Source organism: Pedobacter sp. MC2016-15, from assembly GCF_026239695.1.
Lineage (GTDB): Bacteria > Bacteroidota > Bacteroidia > Sphingobacteriales > Sphingobacteriaceae > Pedobacter.
Genome location: NZ_JAPIVS010000002.1, coordinates 534,893 through 553,460 on the forward strand (window position 1 = coordinate 534,893; position 18,568 = coordinate 553,460).

An 18,568-nucleotide genomic window follows, 5' to 3' on the forward strand; every position below is an offset into this window, starting at 1 on the left:
TTGTTTATTGACCGTAATAGGAATCCACACCGTGTTTCCTCTCATAGTGTTTCTGAATTAATGCATCTTTCATTGGGCGTACGTCGGCTCTGATCTGTTCGGTCAGGAATGCCATTTTCGCCAGTTCTTCTACCACGGCACTGTTGTATACCGCTTTGTCGGCCGTCTTGCCCCAGGTAAAGGGAGCATGGTTGCCCACCAGGATCATCTCCACATCACTGTAATTCAATCCCTGTTCATTGAGGTGCTCAATGATCTGAAAACCAGTTTCATACTCATAGTTACCCTTGATCTTCTCATCGCTCATTGGCGGGGCACAGGGGATGGCTGCAGTGGTATGGTCGGCATGTGTCGTGCCATACACCGGGATAGGCTTCAGGGATTGCGCCCAGGCAGTTCCATAGGTAGAGTGAGTATGCACAATACCGCCAATATTTTCCCAGTGTTTGTACAACACTGCGTGGGTTTTGGTATCAGACGATGGCCTTAGCGTTCCTTCAACGGTATTTCCGTCAAAATCTACGATGACCATATTTTCCGGCGACAGCTCCTCATAGGGAACCCCACTCGGTTTGATTGCAAAAACCTTCTTCTCTCTGTCGGCAGCACTAGCGTTTCCAAAGGTGAAAAGCACAAGACCCAGTTTCGGCAGCTGCATATTTGCGGCATATGCTTTTTCCCTGATGTCCTGGTATAAGTTCGGTTGATTATTCATGATGTGTATGTTGTTCAATGTAAGTGCCCAGCGACTGGTATTGCGGATAGCGGCCGGCATAGTAAGCCACATTTTTCTCCTCCGGGAAGTATTCCGAATCAAATCCGCTGCCCATCCCTTTCATCGCTTCTTCAACTGTTGGGTAGATGCCTCCTACTACGGCGGCGAACATCGCTGCTCCCAGCGCACAGGTATGTTCAAACTGGTGGATGCGGATCGGCATGTTCAGCACGTCGGCCATCATCTGCATGATGTACGGTGATTTCTTGGCTACGCCGCCGATGCCGATAATCCCTTTAACAGGAATACCCTCAGCAATAAATCGGTCTACGATATTTTTGGCACCAAAGCAGGTTGCTTCGGCCAGTGCCCTGAACAGGCGTGGCGCATCCGTGCCCAGGTCGAGGTTGCTCAGCGCACCTTTAAGTTCCTGATTGGCATCCGGCGTTCTGCGGCCATTGAACCAGTCGATCCCCAGTTCATCGTCATCATTTTTTGGCAGTAACGCCGCCTGTTTACTCAGCTCCGGAATGATCCTGTCCAGCATTTCTTCCAGCAGCGCATTGGCTGTAGCTTTTTCAATCAGCACCGATTGGTGCAGCAGATTTTTGAGGGGCCAGCTCAGGATATTTTTGAACCAGGCATAGGTGTCGCCAAAGGCCGACTGTCCGGCTTCCAGGCCCATCATTCCGGGGATAACAGAACCGTTTACCTGACCGCAGATGCCTTTGATCAGCTTGCCTTCGATATCAGCAGTGGGTGCTACCAGGATATCGCAGGTAGAGGTGCCCATCACCTTACTCAGGTGATAAGGCTCAATCTGCCCGCCAACGGCGCCCATATGTGCATCAAAGGCACCAACGCCCACCACTACCGAAGTGTTTAGGCCCAGACGGGCTGCCCACTCTTCACTTAACGTTCCGGCAGGTTGATCTGAGGTATAGGTTTCTTTGAATAATCGTGAAGTATAGCCATCCAGCAGGGGATCAAGATCTGTGAAAAACTCATTGGGAGGAAGGCCGTCAAATTCTTCTGACCATAATGCTTTATGTCCCGCGGCACAGCGGCTGCGTTTCATTTCTTTGACATCATTTCCACCCGTAAGCAGGAAAGGAATCCAGTCGCAATGTTCTACCCATGAGTAACAGGCTTCACGCACTTTTTCATCTGTCCTCAGGGTACGCAGGAGCTTTGCCCAGAACCATTCCGAAGAATAGATGCCACCTTCATAATCCAGATAATTGATCTTGTATTTCAGGGCATGTTCATTGATCTGGGCTGCCTCTTTTACTGCGGTATGGTCTTTCCAGAGGACAAACATGGCATGAGGGTTCTCCTCAAAATCCGGGGTCAGGGCCAGGGGTGTGCCCGCGGCGTTTACCGCCACAGGGGTTGAGCCTGTCGTATCTACAGCAATAGCTTTTACTGCATCTGCAGCTACCCGTCCGCTGGCTTTGGCCAGGCAATCTTTGATCGTATGTTCAAGGCCTTCGGTATAATCCAGCGGATGCTGTCTGAACTGATTGATGGCAGGATCACAATACAGTCCTTTTTGCCAGCGGGGATAGTTGAATACTGATGATGAGATCTCTTCGCCATTCCCGGCATTTACGAGTACGGAACGGACAGAGTCTGAACCATAATCTACTCCTATAACATACATATTTGGCTTCGTTAAATGATTAAATGTCTAATTAACGTTTAATTATTTATTAAACGAAATTTTTCAGGAAAATTCCTTGTCAAATAATTGTTGCTAAGTAGTAGGGGATTATCAGGGGTATATAGGAGTGATGACAGCTTAACTCCCCGGTATCGGGTATTTATCGCGATTGCCGAGATGTTTAATATTGTTAATTCATAATCTAATTGCAATGACACCGATTAAGAAAATAGATCAGAATAAGGCTCTGCGAGAAATGGAGGCTCAACTTATGCCAGGTGAAGCGGAGGCAGTTATGGCAACGCTGACGGCAGGGGACGTGAATTCCTGGGCCAGTAAGCGCATCAGTGACGATGACCGTGAAAATGAGGCGGCAGTAAGGCAACATATTGTTGTAGAATATGGCAAAAAACCAGCTGAAGCAGGACAAGCCTACAGGGATATGGTTGCGTATGTGCAGAACGCAGAACTTACGGTGAACTTTAATGCCGATCAGGTTTTTAATCAGAATATCTCAGCGCGTTATGAAAATATTTTTGAACGGAGTGATGATGTTGAGCTGAAAAGTAACAGAGATCATTTCGAAAGCCGCCTGTTCAGATATGGAACAATAGAGCCTGATTTTAAAGCTCAGGAGGTTATTGACAGGATCAGAAGAAATGGAAGCTATGATAGAGGCAATAATGCTGCTTTCAGACCGGTCATACGCCCTAAATATGGAGCACTAAATATTTTTGAACATCGTACAGGTGCAGCAGATGATTACGGTCATTCTTACCTGGTACTTAAAAACTATATGAAGCAGCGATGCACTTTTACCGGGGCAGACTCATTTTTAGCGACAGGACCAAAGTGGTTAAGCAATTTTTTTAATATGGGAGCACTGCTGCGCAGTATGGATGACAATGCATTTGATATCCTCTACCGAAAATCCCAGGGGCAGCATCAAAACCTCCCCGACTTAATATTGACGAATTATTTTCTTGAGGCACAGATTCATGCCGAGGTGCTGCTGACGAGAGATGTATCAAAAATATGTTTTGATAATTATGAGCTTAGCCGGGGAACGGCTCAGGATAACCGGCAGCTCGCTGCAACGCTGGGGTCCTTTTTAGCACACAACCCATTTATTGCAGTAGAATATTTTGATTAGCAAAGAACAGACGATGTTTGATAAATTTAAGAGAAAAGGTGGGGCGCAAACAAGAATGACTACTGCCGAAGTAAGTTCACGAGCAGGCAAACGTATCATCAACGATTCTGAGGATGCTGAGGATGCTGTGAAACAAAGAATCATCGACAGAATTGGTTGTTCTGCGACTGAGGCAGAGTCTGTTTATACAGATATAGTTACACTGATGCAGAGTGCAGATTTAACATACAATTTTTTACCCGAGACTATTTTTAGTTCTATGCCGGCGAATCAGCTGCAAAATGTATTTGAACGTAAGCATATGGGGGCAAATTACATGAATAGCCGCGATAGGGTAGAAGATGGATTGTTCCAGTATAGCTATCCGGAAAGTGATTTTCTTAATGTGCAGGATGTAATTGACAGAATGAGGAAGAAAGGGAGTTATCAGGGTGGTAATAACTCCTCATTTGATCCAAGGATCCGTCCTAAATATGGGGCTTTAAATATCTTCAACCTCAGGGAGGGCGGTGCCGGCAATTCAACGTACGGACAATCACATTTCATTTTTAAGGACTATGTCAAACACAGATGCACATTTACCAGTGACGATTCATTTAATATTGAAGGGGCCGATCCCGCCGGGCGTCTGGCGAACATATTTTACCTGGACAAGATCATCATGGAACTGAGTGATCCTACATTTAGCGTCTTATGTTCAAGTGTAACAAATATACAGCTGAGACCAGGTGATGTGAGTGATTTACTGTACATCGAAGCCCAGATTCACTCAGAAATCCTGTTAAGCAGAGATGTAAAGAAAATCCGGTTATCGCAGTGGGAACTGGCGCTGGATTCTCCTGAAGGCAAAGATATAATAGAGAATATCGCTCTTCTCGCCTGTAAATATGGCATTCCTGTTGAGGTATTTAATTGATGGAATCATCAATGGTTCCTGTCAGTACCGAACCCAGATAATCGCTGTTGGACACACTCTTGCCATCAGGAGAAACAAAGAATATCCATACATGAGATTCGCGACCCCGGTATATGTAGAGCATTTCTACGGTAGCAGACAGGTCCGATCTGATTGCCTTATCGGAATAGCAGATATGCTGCGGTTCGTTCTCATTATAAACCATAATGATTGCCCTGTCACTCCCAATCAACTTCATCTTAGCTGTTACCGGCACTTCCCAGCTGACCTTGATCTGATCCGCTGCTTCCAGTACCGCTGTTCCAGCCCAGGCAGGCTCCCGGGAACCCCTGCTTAAAATAATTTTTTTATAGTCGATTTTATAATTTGGGGCAGAGCCAATGAGGGCTCTGTCCCAATTGTAGTGCATCGCACGGTTGAAGGGGCTGTCCTTATTTTTCTTGTGGTAGAAACCTGTTTTAATAAAACGCTTAAAGGGGCTGAGGAACCTGGACAACACATCCATAATGGCATGCTGCGGCTGTGGCTGCACTGGTTTGGTTCTTTTTCCCGGCCGGCTTTTCAGGATATTACGCCCTTTCCACAGCGCGCCACTGCCGGGGCCGACCGGCCCGCTGAACCCTCCCAGAAAACCTTTTCGTAAAATTGCCATTATTGCAGGCTTTTATTCCAGGTCAGCCGACCTGCGTAAACACTGTCTGAAACATCGTTCCTTTCGTCAGTAATGAAAGAAATATATGTTTCAATGATTGTTCTTTCCGTAAAAGTTGGCAACTGCAGCATGTCTGTGCCTGCTGAGCGTCTTGCTCCACTGGTTACAAATACTGCTTTTAACATTTCAGGGAAGTAGGCTACCAGCATCACCTGATCCGATGCATCTGCATTTTTAGCCTCCAGATCGGGCTTCCAGCTAAATTGAAGCTGATGATCATTCAGGCTTACCTTGACATCCTTTGCCGGACTAACATTCCCTTTTGAAAGGATAACTTTTTTGTAATTGATTTTTAGCTTCGGGTATTTACCCATAATTGCGCCGGGTTTATTCAAAGAGGTAGCTACGCTGTAAAAATCCCAGTCCTGGGGTTTAGGCGTATGCTTAAATCCTATCCGTATAAACTCCTTGAGAGGTGTGAGAAAAGGAGAGATCAGGGAGGTCCTCATTAATATCTCCTCCTGACTTTCTGAGCGGCTGTCTACCTTGCCGATCGTGCGGCCTACAATCTTTCCATTGAGCTTGTAGAACACCATGTTTCCAATTCTACCTGTAAAATCGCCAAAGGCACCATCTAAAATTCCCATAAGATTAAATACTTGCTGAAGTGAAATAATCCTCCAATTTAAAATATCCTGCTTGGATATACAAGGTGGTAAATACCTGTTTTGTAGTATGTTGTAAGTATTTATACTGTCTTTGTTCAGTATAAATACGTATTGAAAAGTAAAGAAAGATATACTGTATAGCTGATCACGCAGGGGTTGGTCTGGGGTTACTCAGGGGTTTCTCTGGGCCAGCACAAATGAACCCCAGAACAAGCCTAGAACAACCCCAGACCAACCCCTGCAGAAGAAGCATTTGCTGGCAATTTTTTTAGTCTTTTAATACAATTTTATCCAGAGCAAATACCGGGCATGCAGCTGTAGCTTCCAGAAGTATCAGAAAACAGGAAAGAAATAATGGATGTTGATTAAATTTAAGGTGATAAAAGGCTTAACTGATGAGGTTTTCAGGGTTGGGAATGAAATTCAGGAATGCCTGGAACTTCGCTTTATACTTCTTCTTATCCAGCTTAAAATAAAAGGCGCCCTTTTTAGAATTGGACTTGTCTTTTTCCTCCAGCTTGATCAGCAGCCCTGTCGAAGTGAGCTTCCGGATAAAGTTCCTGTTATCAATTTTAGTATTGTATACCCCTTCGTATAAGCTTTGCAGCTGCGGGATGGTGAATTTCTTTGGCAGCAGCTCAAACAACAGGGGGTGCAGCGCAGCCTTATACCTGATTTTTTGCCGGGCAATCTCTACCATTTGTCCATGGTCGAAGATCAGTGCCGGCATTTCGTTTACCAAAAACCATTCGGCATGATACCTGTCACTGAGCTGTGTTTCATATTTATGAATATCTATAAGCGCAAAATAAGCTACAGAGACAATCCTTTCATCAGGATCTCGCGATGGGTTGCCAAAAGCATACAACTGTTCCAGGTAAACTCCCTCCAGGCCTGTCAGCTGAAGAAGGATCTTGTTTGCTGCTTCGTCCAGACTTTCCCCCTCTTTGATAAATCCACCCATCAGGCTCCATTTATCCTTCTCCGGTTCAAAGCCTCTCTTGATCAGCAGGATCTTCAAGTTTTCTCCATCAAAACCAAAAATAATGCAATCTACTGCAAGCAGCATTTTTGTTTCTGTTGTATTGTATGTCATTCACGTATTTTAAGATAATCCCTGTTAATATTAGCCAAAAGCTTGATAAGTGCAAACTTAAGAAGAATTATGTTAATCGTTGTTTTGACGGTTAATATAATTTTCTCTATTTTGGCGTTGACTATATATAAACCAATAATGAAATCATGAACACGAACAGAAATTTATTTTTTGTCTTGCTCCTGTCTGCAGGCGTACTGGCAAGTTGTAATTCCAATTCAACAAAAAAAGCGGATACCGCAGACACACTGCAAACCAGTACTGCAGCCGCTGTAATTCCTGATTCTGCAGCTTTTGACGTTGCTGTAGACAATAAGGTAATCCATTTATATACGCTGAAGAATAAAAGCGGCGATGAGGTGGCAATCACCAACTTTGGCGCGCGACTGGTCTCTTTACTGGTTAAAGATAACAAAGACCAGCTGACAGATGTCATCCTGGGTCATGATAGCCTGGCTCCTTACCAGGGAAAGGAAGAAAACTTCTTTGGTGCAGTAGTAGGACGATACGGGAACAGGATTGCAAAAGGTAAATTTTCACTCGATGGTAAATCGTATCAGCTGGATATCAACAATGGTCAGAATACACTGCATGGCGGTGCCAACGGCTTCTATAAAAAAGTATGGGATGGCAAAAAGACCAGTGACAATACGCTGGAACTGAGTTATGTTTCCAAAGATGGAGAAGGTGGTTATCCGGGTACGCTGAATGTAAAAGTTACCTATACATTAGCAGACGACCATTCACTCAAAATTGCCTACAAAGCAACTACAGATAAAGCTACAGTGGTGAATTTAACAAACCATGCGTATTTTAACCTGAATGGTGCCGGTGATCCAACGATCACAGACCATACGCTGCAGCTTGACGCTGACGAGTACACCCCTGTAGATACGACATTGATTCCAACAGGTAAACTGGAAAAAGTTGCCGGTACACCTTTCGACTTCACTAAGCCAAAACTGATCGGGCTGAATATCGACGACAATAACGCGCAGCTGAAAAGCGGTAAAGGGTACGACCACAATTGGGTGTTAAGAAAAGGCTCCGGATTACGTAAGGCCGCTACAGTGAGCAGTCAGAAAACCGGCATCATCATGGAAGTGCTTACCGAAGAGCCGGGAATACAGTTTTACAGTGGAAACTTTATGACGGATAAAATCAACAATGGAAAGGGAAAGGCTACTTATGGTTACCGCTCTGCCTTATGTCTGGAAACACAACATTTTCCTGACTCCCCTAATCAGCCTTCTTTCCCATCAACGGTGTTAAAACCGGGAGCTACCTATAGCACAAATACAGTTTATAGATTCTCTGTCAAAAAATAAGGTTTATCAAACAAATTCTGGTCACAGACATTATTTAAGTATCATAAAATATTTTTAAAATGGATTCAACTCATCAAATTGAAGAACTGGCAATTAACACAGTAAGAACTTTATCAATAGACGGGGTACAAAAAGCAAACTCCGGTCACCCGGGTATGCCGATGGGCGCCGCACCTATGGGGCACGTCCTGTATGGGCATTATATGAACTTTAACCCTAAAAACCCCGACTGGGCCAACAGGGACAGGTTTATTTTATCTGCCGGACACGGATGTATGCTGCAGTACAGTTTATTGCATTTAACAGGATTTGATGTAAGCATCGATGATTTAAAAAACTTCCGCCAGCTGCACAGTAAAACTGCCGGTCACCCGGAGTACGGACTGATTGACGGGGTAGACGTAACCACTGGTCCGCTGGGTCAGGGCTTTGCCAACGGTATCGGTTTTGCCATCGCGCAGAAACACCTGGCAGCAAGATATAACAAACCGGGATTTGATCTCTTTGACTATAAAATTTATGCTATCTGCAGTGATGGTGATATGATGGAAGGTGTGACTTCAGAAGCAGCTTCTCTGGCTGGCCACCTGGAGCTCGGCAACCTGATCTACCTGTATGATGATAACCATATCTCTATTGAGGGTAGTACTGATATCGCCTTTAATGAAGATGTAGCCAAACGTTTTGAAGCTTATGGCTGGCATGTGCAGGTAGTAAACGACGGGAATGATATTACTGGCATCATCAACGCTGTGCGCAACGCAAAGGCTGAAACACAAAAACCTTCCCTGATCAAAGTGCGTACACAGATTGCCTATGGCAGTCCGAATAAAGTAAATACCGCAGGCTCCCATGGCTCTCCACTGGGTGCTGATGAGATTAAACTGGTAAAAGAGTTCTTTGGCTTTGATCCTGAAAAATCTTTCTATGTTCCTGATGAGGTAGCAGAGTTTTATCAGGCTGCCGGTAAAAAAGGAACAGATGCCAACCAGAAATGGGACGAGCTTTTTCTCAAGTACAAAGAAAAGTTCCCTGAACTGGCTGCAGAGTATGAGCTGGCACAGAAAGGTGAGCTTCCGGAAAACTGGAAAGATGCACTGCCGGTGTTCCCTGCGTCTAAAGATAAAATGGCTACGCGCCAGGCATCCGGAAAAGTACTCAACGCTATTGCAGGAAGTCTTCCGGGATTAATTGGCGGTGCTGCAGATTTAGCACCATCCACAGAAACAAACCTGAAAGAATACGATTCCTTTACCTCTGAAAACAGGGGCGGACGTAACTTCCACTTTGGTATCCGCGAGCATGCCATGGGTTCTGCCCTGGTAGGTATGGCACTTACAAAAGGGGTCATTCCTTTTGGCGCAACCTTCCTCATGTTCTCTGAGTACATGCGTCCGCCAATCCGTTTGGCCGCCATCATGAAGATACGTCCGATTTTTGTGTATACACATGATAGTATAGGTTTGGGTGAAGACGGCACAACACACCAGCCGGTAGAACAGCTGATATCGCTGCGCTCGATCCCTAATATTACAGTGATCCGCCCGGCAGATGCCAATGAAACAGCACATGCATGGCGTGTGGCACTGGAACACAAGGATGGTCCGGTAGCACTGGTATTTACAAGACAAGGCTTGCCGGTGCTCGACCAGGATAAATATGGCAAGGCCGAAGGACTGGAAAAAGGTGCTTATGTCTTATCAGACAGTGAGGGTACCCCTGAGCTGATCCTGATTGCGACAGGTTCTGAAGTAGCGCTGGTGCTTGATGCACAGGCAAAACTGAAAGAAAAAGGTATCGCAGCGAGAGTAGTTAGTATGCCTTCATGGGAGCTTTTCGAAAAACAGGATACTGTATATAAAGAAGAGGTATTCCCTAAGGCTGTCAGAAAACGTCTGGCAGTTGAAACAGGATCCCCGCTGGGTTGGCATAAATATGTAACCGATGAAGGTGATATTATTGCTATGACGACTTTTGGCGAGTCTGCACCGGCGGATGAACTCTACAAAGAGTTCGGCTTTACTGTTGACAACGTGGTTGGTAAGGCGTTGGGAGTATTAGGTAAATAGGCAGAAAGAAGCCCCTTAGATTTCGTTCTAAGGGGCTCTTTCGATTTAAGGCTTTCTTTATTAATTTACATCAAACCACAGTTTGGTGGTTAAGGCATCGGCACCCTGGTGGGCTACTGCCGCTTTATATCCATCGGGATTTAACGACTGCTCTGTTCCTGGATAGAGGAACCTGACAGGGATCTGTCCGCTGAGAACGCCACCCACCGCAGGAGTTAGCTGTGGATAATCTAATCTTCTCCATTCTGTATAGGCTTCCAGTCCCTGGCTATAAAGGGCAATCCATTTCTGATCACCAATAGATTTCTTATAGTTTGCCGCATTGTACTGCACCGCAGGACTGGCCTTATAGGTAGCAATGTCCGCTGCAGACACACTGTATTGTGATAGTGAGGCTTCCACTGCCTGGTTATAGAGAGCAGCAGCATCTTCACCGGTGAATCCTCTTGCGGCAGCTTCAGCGCGGTTAAACAATACTTCTGAGTAACTCATGATCAAGCCCGGCGCCGCAGGGGCAACAAAGAATGAACCCAGTTTGGATACCTGATCTTTTCCCGGAAGGTTAGACACCAATCCGTTCGCTGCACCAACATAGGTTTGTGTAGCTACCGCTTTCTGTGCAAAGACAGCTAAACGCGGATCGTTCAATGCGGTCAGCTGATCAACCAGTGTTTTACTCACTCTGTGTTCGTCGGGGCGGGTATCAAACAGGTTGCTGATGGGGTTTTGGTTTGGCGAAGTTTTGTAGGCCAGCTGAGCGATTTCGCTGTTCGAGCTGATATAACCAATGCCTGAGGCCTGTATCTCTGCAATCGTCTGGCGTGCCAGCTCTGGCTCACGGTCGGCAATACGCAGGGCGATACGCAAGCGCAGGGAGTTTGCGAATTTCTTCCATGAGGCGATAGAGTTTCCGTAGAGAATATCTCCTGCGATGGCTTTACCACTTGGGTCCAGTGCCGCCTGGGCAGTCTTCAGGTCGTTCAGCAAACCAACATAGACATCTTTTTGGGTATCATACTTTGGCAGCAGGTACTCGCTGATGTTGCCCGCCTGCGTGTAGGGAATATCGCCATACACATCCGTCAGCACGCTGAACAGCCATGAACGCCATACCAGGGCTACACCTTTGTAGTTTGGCGTAGCCGAAGCATCCGCCAGTTTGATGATCTGGTTCAGGTTCACTACGCCACGGGAGTAGTTTACAGACCATAGTGTCTGGAAATCGGCATTGCTGAAGATGTACCTGTCCATATCGGTATACTGGATCTTCGCATAGTGCTGGATAAACAGAGAAGCCGGGTTAAGGGTGTTGCCACTGCTCCAGTAATGGTAGGTATCGGTGGTTGATTTGATTACGCCGGTAAGCAGGTAGTCTGGCTGTGCCGTCTCCGAAGCATTCGGATTTACATTGCTTTCATCCAGGGATTTTTTGCAGGATGCAGTAGCCAGTACAAGTACTGCCAGCAGAGGATATATATATTTGATCTTCATTATCATTAAAATTTAAGGTTGAGGTTGAACCCGATGTTACGTACTCCAGGAAGTGTCAATGCTTCCAGTCCTTGTCCGTTGCCGGTGTTAAAGGCTGTTTCAGGATCGATGTTTGGCACATCTTTGTGGATGATCAGCAGGTTGCGGCCAACCAGGGATACTGTTGCATTTTGCAGACCCACAGATTTGATCCATGACTGCGGCAGGCTGTAACCCAATTTGATCTCTCTCAGTTTCACATAAGATGCACTGTATACATAGGCCTCATCGCTGTTAACGGTCGACTTATAATACTGTGATGCCGGGATGATTCTGCTGTTGGCGCTGCCGTCTGCCAGTACGCCATTGAAGATCATACCGTCATCATATACCCTTGCACCACCAGGGGCTGCGCTGCCGGCAGGAATTTGTACTGCTCTGGCTCCGGTATTGTTATCAGGGAAATAGTAAGTTAAACCACCGTTCTCCGCACCACGGCCCGGAAGGGTTGAGGCCAGCACACCTGTTGTTGTTCCGGTCCTGTTGGTAGCTGAATAAATCTTGCCACCTACACGGGCATCTACCAGCACGCTTAAGTTAATACCTTTGTAGGTAAAGCTGTTGGTAATACCGCCCATCCAGTCTGGTGTGTATTTGCCCAGCACTTTCTTTGTAGCACTTACCACTGGTCTGCCGTCGGCACTTACCAGGATATCGCCTGCGGCATTCCTTTCATAGGCTGTTCCGTATATTGTACCATAAGGCTGTCCCACTGCTGCCAGGATCTGTGCGGTACCGTATGAACCCAGTACATAGTTCTGGATATTACCATACAGCGATTTCACCCTGCTTTTGTTTGAGGAGAAGTTGGTATTGATATCCCAGGTAAAGTTGGCTGTTTTCACAGGTGTAATACCCAGTTGAAGCTCGATACCTTTGTTATTGATCGTTCCGCCGTTGACCAGCTTGCTGCTAAATCCTGTAGAGGTACTTACATCCAGGCTCAGGATCTGGTTAATACTGTTGGTATTGTAAACACTCGCGTCTAATCTCAGTCTGTTCTTGAAGAAGCCGAGTTCAAAACCTGCCTCTGTAGAGTTGGTGGTTTCTGGTTTCAGATTTGGATTGAGGTCTGTAGTGTTTGCATATTGCTGCGGGTTACCATCAAAAGGCGCAATGAAGGCATAGGTATTGATCAGCTGGTATGGGTTGGCATCTTTACCTACCTTAGACCATCCCCCGCGAAGTTTCGCAAAGGTCAGCGCATCACTTTTGATGTCAAAGGCTTCAGTCAGGATTAAACTTCCGTTAACTGATGGGTAGAAGTACGAACGGTTGGCTTCAGGAAGGGTAGAGGACCAGTCGTTCCTGGCAGTAAGGTTCAGGTAAGCATAGTTCCTGAAGGATAGCTGTGCAGAACTGAACGCACTATAGATCTTCTGTTTTGTATAATAGTTAGAAGAGATGAGTGGATCTCTGGAGTTACTTAAGGTATACAGACCACGTACGGCAAGCCTGTTTGCGATCTGGTCGTTATTTTCCAGCGTTGTGGTACGGATGTTTCCGCCTAGTAATACATCGAGGTTGAAATCTTTGCTCAGTTTTCTGGTGTAATCCAGTCTGGCTTCGGTATTGTTTTCATTAAAAGTATATGCATCTTCTTCATAAGAACCAAATGGTGTTCCGTTGGTGCCGAAAGCGATTTTTGCTTTTCTGCGGTCGGTATAGTTATCATTACCTGTTCTGAAGTTTGCAGAAAGGCCATCGATAATTTTATAGTTTAACTCTGCACTACCGATAATACGGTTACGTACCTGGCTGACGGTGTTTTCATTGGCAACAAAGAAAGGGTTGCTGTAATAGCTGTTGTTCCAGTTGATGTTTTGTCCGCTTTCATAGAGATCGCGGAGTTGGTTTACATCTACCTGGCGACCAAACCAGGTGAACTGGAGCATGGTACTGGTAGATCTTTTACCACCCGATCCCGGGATGTTATCTGCACTGCTGTTGACATAGTTTGCGTAAGTATTCAGTGTCAGTTTAGGCGTGATCCTGTAGGTTGAATTAAACAGGAAGGAGTTTTTTGATTGTGAAGAGTTTGGTATTACGCCCGTTTGGTCCATGTTGTTGTAAGACATGCGGTAATCAAACTTTTCGCCGGAACCTGCAAAGGCGATACCGTTATTGAGTGTGCGTCCTGTTCTGAAATAGTCCCTCACATTGTCGGGATGGGCTACAAAAGGAACTGCAACGCCATTTGAATAAAACTGAGGTATTAACCTTCCGTCAAGTCGTGGTCCCCAGCTCTCATCCACTCCGTCGTTGAGGCCGGCACCGGCGCCATCTACATAGCTGAACTCGCCATTGGCACCCTGTCCGTATGAATTCTGGTAATCCGGCAGAATCTGCAAACTGGAAAAAGTGGCATTTGAAGTAACCGTGATACCCAGTCCCTGTGCACCTTTACCTTTTTTAGTAGTAACAAGTACCACACCCGCTGCGGCACGTGATCCGTAAAGTGCGGCAGCATTTGGGCCTTTCAGTACGCTCATCGATTCGATATCATCAGGGTTGATGTCTGAAATCGGGTTGGCATAATCTCTCGATCCTGTGATTGCCGATGCAGAATTTCCTAAAGCCTGCGTATTATCTACCGGCACTCCGTCGATAATAAACAGGGGCTGGTTATTACCTGAGATGGAAGTTTCCCCGCGGATGATGATCCTTGATGAACCCATATCCCCCTGGCTGTTGGTTACGTTTACACCTGCAATTTTCCCTGCAAGGGCATTTACCAGGTTAACCTCCCGGGCTTCGGCAATATCTTTTGTTTTCAGTTCCTGTACGGCATAACCGAGCGACTTCTTTTCCTTAGGAATATTCAGTGCGGTTACTACCACCTCGCTCAGTGCATTCTGTGATTCTTCAATAGCGATATTCAGGGTTGTACTGCGGCTGGTCACTTTGATGTCCTGCTCAGTATAACCGATGGAGAAGATTCTTAAGATATCGTTCTCATTGGCACTGATACTGAATTTACCCTCTCCGTTGCTTTGTGTGGCTGTTGTGCTCCCCTTTACAGAGATGCTTACACCCGGAACGGGCTGGCCTGTGGCTTTCTCGGTGATCACACCGGATATTTTAACAGATTGCGCAAGCGCCATCTGAACTGTGAAAAAGGATAGAACTATCCCTAGTACAAGCTTGTAAAGTTTAGACATATGAATTAGTATGGTAATAAAAATTTGTGCAAATGTAATAGTATTCTACTAATTCTATAGGGTTTATTTTTATAATTGCTTTTTTGTGATAATTCGGCAATTGCAGGTCATTGAGGTCTGAAATCCCACCAATTTGTGGTTATTTTAGGAGATTATAGGGGTTAAATTGGAAATACTCTCTGAAAAAAAACCAGAAAATATAATTTTTAAATGAAATCGGGGTTTTTTATATTAAAATAGCGCTTTTTTGGCTTTTTTAGAGCTTGAATTTTGGTTCTTTAGTCTCAAAATGCAAATTTTAGCAAAAAAAACTTGCAAGATTTGCTTTTAAAAATATATATTGCGGCACTATTAATTATTATAAACCTAAATCAATGACAAAACAACTACTCTTTTGTTTTGTCTTCCTGCTTATCGCCATAGGAGCGATAGCACAAGACAAAACCGTCACAGGAAAAGTGACCTCAAAAACCGACGGACAACCTCTTCCGGGAGTTACCATTCGAGTTAAAGGCGGACAAGGTGCAATGTCAAATGCAGCCGGTGAATTTTCACTTAAAGTACCACAAGGTGCAACCACAATCGACGTATCTTTTATCGGATACCTGATGCAAAGTGTAAACATTCCTTCTTCTAACAGAGTTCTCGTTTCTTTATCTGAAGATTCTCAGCAACTGGAGCAGGTTGTAGTAACCGCTCTCGGTATTACCAGGAAGAAAAATGAATTGCCATTTGCTGCTCAGGAACTGAAAGCTGAAGAGCTGACCAGAACCAGAGATAACAACCTGGTAAACTCATTGGGTGGTAAGGTTGCAGGTTTGGATATCAAACGTAGTAACGCTATGGGTGGATCTACTAACGTAGTGATCCGCGGAGCTAAATCGATTACTCAAAATAACCAGGCTTTATTCGTTATTGATGGGGTTCCGGTAAGTAATGCATCGGCAAATACGACTAACCAGCAAACTGGTCGCGCAGGTTATGACTATGGTAACGCTGCGGCAGATATCAACCCTGATGACGTTGCTTCCATGACTGTACTTAAAGGTGCTGCTGCGACAGCGCTTTATGGTTCAAGGGCTGCAAACGGTGTAATCATTATCACTACAAAAAAAGGAGCTAAAAATTCTACAAACATCACTGTAAACAGCGGCGTAACCTTTGGCAAAATCGATAAATCTACTTTTGCCAAATACCAGACTGAATACGGACAAGGTTACAACTCTCCGGCTACTGACGGGGTGGGCAACACTGTTCCTACTCCAGGTTTCTGGTACAGGGATATCTTTGGAACCGGAAGAGTAATGACATCTCAGTTCAGCTCTGATGCTTCTTACGGACCAAAATTTGATCCGAACCTGTTGGTTTACCAATGGTCTGCTTTAGATCCATTCTCTCCGAACTATAAAACTGCTACTCCATGGGTGGCTGCTAAAAATGGTCCGGATACTTTCTATGAAACTGCTGTAACTTCTAACCAAAGTATAGCTATTGATGGTGGTGGTGAAAAAAGTACTTTTAAAATCGGTTACACCCGTAACGATGAAAGAGGCGTTCTACCAAACAGTAAAATCACAAAAAACTTATTCAACTTCGGCGGATCGTATGAAGTTGCTAAAAACCTGACAATATCGGCTTCTGCCAACTATTCAAAAATTGATGGCCGTGGCCGTTATGGTACTGGTTACAGCGGGCTGAACCCTAACCAGGGTTTCCGTCAATGGTGGAACGTTGGTGCGGATATCAAAGAACTGGAAGAAGCTTATAACAGAAATCAGCAAAACATAAGCTGGAACTGGAGTGATGCTACAGGCTCAAGACCAATCTATGCCGATAACCCTTATTTCTCCCGCTACCAGAATGTAGCTACCGATACAAGAGATCACTTCTTCGGTAATACTACTGCTAACTACAAAGTGAACGATTGGTTTGATGTGGTAGGTCGTGTTTCATATGACGGAACATCAGACATTCAGGAAGAGCATCAGGCTATCGGTGCTGTGGGCGTACCTTCTTACACCCGTGCGAATGGTACTTTCTCAGAAACTAACTTTGACCTGTTCTTAAACTTTAACAGGAACATCACTGAAGATATCTCTTTCAAAGGTTTATTAGGTACAAACATTCGCCGTAGCAGACTGACCAACATCAGAGCGACTACCAACGGTGGTTTGGTTGTTCCGGGATTATATTCACTGTCTAACTCAGTAAGTCCGATTGAGGCTCCGGTTGAGCTTTATGAAAGAAGAGGAGTAGACGGTCACTTTGCCAGTGTAACATTTGGCTACAAAGACTTGTTCTTCCTTGATGGTACCATCAGAAGAGATCAGTCGACTACCCTTCCTGATGGCAATAACGCTTTCTGGTACCCATCTGTAGCAGGTAGTTTTGTTTTCTCTAATCTGTTGAAAGACTGGAAATGGCTTTCTTATGCTAAGTTGAGATTAAACTATGCTGAAGTAGGTAACGATGCGATTCCACTAAGTGTATTTGACACTTATACTAAGCCAACTGCTTATGGTTCTATTCCATTGTTCTCTCTTCCTGATACTAAAAATAACGGAGCGCTTAAACCGGAACGTACTAAAAGTATCGAGGCTGGTTTAGAAACTTCTTATCTGAACAGCCGTGTAGGATTGGATGTTACTGTATATAAAACTAACACGATCGACCAGATTACTCCTGTTTCTGTAACTACTGCTACAGGATTCTTGAGACAATATGTAAATGCCGGTGAGGTACAGAATAAAGGTATCGAGGTTTCGGCTTTCGTAACTCCTGTTAAAACCAGGGATTTCTCATGGACAATGAACCTGAACTGGTCAATGAACAGAAGTAAAGTACTTTCATTGTATGCTGATGTACAAAACATCGAGATCAACCAGGCTTCACTGTCAGGCGCGGTTACTTACAACGCAGCTGTTGGTCAGCCTTATGGCGTGATCAAAGGAACAAACTATGTATATGTTAATGGTCAGCCAGTAGTTAACGCTAACGGTTACTATGCTGCTACTCCAAGTTCAGCGGAAATCATTGGTGATCCAAATGCTGACTGGATGGGCGGTATCGGAAATACTTTCAAATACAAAAACGTATCCCTAAACTTCCTTGTTGATATTCGTAAAGGCGGTGACCTGTGGTCGCTGGATCAATGGTATGGTCAGGGAACAGGTTTATATCCAAACTCTGTAGGTACAAATGACTTGGGCAACCCGGTTAGAAATACGTTGGCAAATGGTGGTGGTATCATCCTTCCGGGTGTACTGGCTAACGGTCAGCCAAATACAACTCGTATTGATGTGTCTAACTCAGGTAACTCTCCATACGGATATCCAAACAACCCTCCACGTGCTTCTGCGATCTATGACGCTGGTTATATCAAGCTGAGAGAGGTAGCATTAAGCTATTCATTACCACAAAAATTTGTAAGCAAACTGCGCGCATTCAAAGGTATTGACGTTTCATTGCTTGGACGTAACCTTTGGATCATCCACAAAAATGTTCCTTATGCAGATCCTGAAGACGGTTTGAGTTCAGGTAACTTGCAAGGATACCAGAGTGGTGCTTACCCAGCTGTGAGAACGATCGGTTTCAATGTTAAATTAAGATTATAAGAT

At 45.0% G+C, this 18,568-nt stretch carries 12 protein-coding genes; 5 read left to right on the plus strand and 7 right to left on the minus strand.

Annotated elements, in window-relative coordinates; genetic code table 11:
* Positions 1-4 precede the first annotated feature (4 nt).
* Complete coding sequence (locus OQY15_RS07070) at positions 5-715, minus strand: L-ribulose-5-phosphate 4-epimerase (RefSeq protein ID WP_265789446.1); 711 nt, start codon at positions 713-715, stop codon at positions 5-7.
* Complete coding sequence (locus OQY15_RS07075; protein WP_265789453.1) at positions 708-2,378, minus strand: ribulokinase; 1,671 nt, start codon at positions 2,376-2,378, stop codon at positions 708-710. Before OQY15_RS07075 ends, OQY15_RS07070 begins: the two co-directional genes overlap by 8 nt.
* A gap of 211 nt (positions 2,379-2,589) precedes the next feature.
* On the opposite strand from OQY15_RS07075, the gene OQY15_RS07080 reads away from it, so the two are divergent.
* Both OQY15_RS07080 and OQY15_RS07085 read left to right on the plus strand, forming a co-directional pair.
* Positions 2,590-3,531, plus strand: coding sequence for a DUF3626 domain-containing protein (locus OQY15_RS07080; RefSeq protein ID WP_265789455.1), 942 nt, complete (start codon positions 2,590-2,592; stop codon positions 3,529-3,531).
* Between the two features lie 13 nt (positions 3,532-3,544).
* Positions 3,545-4,447 (plus strand): DUF3626 domain-containing protein, encoded by a 903-nt coding sequence (locus tag OQY15_RS07085; protein ID WP_265789457.1) that lies wholly within the window; start codon positions 3,545-3,547, stop codon positions 4,445-4,447.
* Here OQY15_RS07085 and OQY15_RS07090 read toward each other — a convergent pair.
* The 3 genes from OQY15_RS07090 to OQY15_RS07100 all read right to left on the minus strand — a co-directional run bounded on the left by OQY15_RS07090 (position 4,440) and on the right by OQY15_RS07100 (position 6,863).
* Positions 4,440-5,099, minus strand: a complete 660-nt coding sequence (locus tag OQY15_RS07090) for a DUF6266 family protein (RefSeq protein WP_265789459.1) — start codon at positions 5,097-5,099, stop codon at positions 4,440-4,442. The two genes, OQY15_RS07085 and OQY15_RS07090, sit on opposite strands and share 8 nt — an antisense overlap.
* Positions 5,099-5,746, minus strand: a complete 648-nt coding sequence (locus tag OQY15_RS07095; protein ID WP_265789461.1) for a DUF6266 family protein — start codon at positions 5,744-5,746, stop codon at positions 5,099-5,101. Before OQY15_RS07095 ends, OQY15_RS07090 begins: the two co-directional genes overlap by 1 nt.
* 409 nt (positions 5,747-6,155) lie before the next feature.
* On the minus strand, positions 6,156-6,863 hold the full coding sequence (locus OQY15_RS07100; RefSeq protein ID WP_265789464.1) for an NUDIX domain-containing protein: 708 nt from the start codon (positions 6,861-6,863) through the stop codon (positions 6,156-6,158).
* A gap of 146 nt (positions 6,864-7,009) precedes the next feature.
* Between OQY15_RS07100 and OQY15_RS07105 the strand changes: the two genes are divergently transcribed.
* On the plus strand, positions 7,010-8,191 hold the full coding sequence (locus OQY15_RS07105; protein WP_265789466.1) for an aldose epimerase family protein: 1,182 nt from the start codon (positions 7,010-7,012) through the stop codon (positions 8,189-8,191).
* Between the two features lie 59 nt (positions 8,192-8,250).
* Positions 8,251-10,260, plus strand: a complete 2,010-nt coding sequence (tkt, locus tag OQY15_RS07110) for a transketolase (RefSeq protein ID WP_265789469.1) — start codon at positions 8,251-8,253, stop codon at positions 10,258-10,260.
* A gap of 60 nt (positions 10,261-10,320) precedes the next feature.
* Here the strand turns inward: tkt and OQY15_RS07115 are convergent, their stop codons facing one another.
* A complete protein-coding gene (locus OQY15_RS07115) occupies positions 10,321-11,751 on the minus strand; it encodes a SusD/RagB family nutrient-binding outer membrane lipoprotein (RefSeq protein WP_265789471.1) in 1,431 nt (476 codons plus the stop codon).
* Positions 11,752-11,756: 5 nt separating this feature from the next.
* Positions 11,757-14,951 (minus strand): SusC/RagA family TonB-linked outer membrane protein, encoded by a 3,195-nt coding sequence (locus OQY15_RS07120; protein WP_265789473.1) that lies wholly within the window; start codon positions 14,949-14,951, stop codon positions 11,757-11,759.
* Between the two features lie 374 nt (positions 14,952-15,325).
* Between OQY15_RS07120 and OQY15_RS07125 the strand changes: the two genes are divergently transcribed.
* Positions 15,326-18,565: a SusC/RagA family TonB-linked outer membrane protein gene (locus OQY15_RS07125; RefSeq protein ID WP_265789475.1), complete on the plus strand. Its 3,240-nt coding sequence runs from the start codon at positions 15,326-15,328 to the stop codon at positions 18,563-18,565.
* The last annotated feature ends 3 nt before the right edge of the window (positions 18,566-18,568 follow it).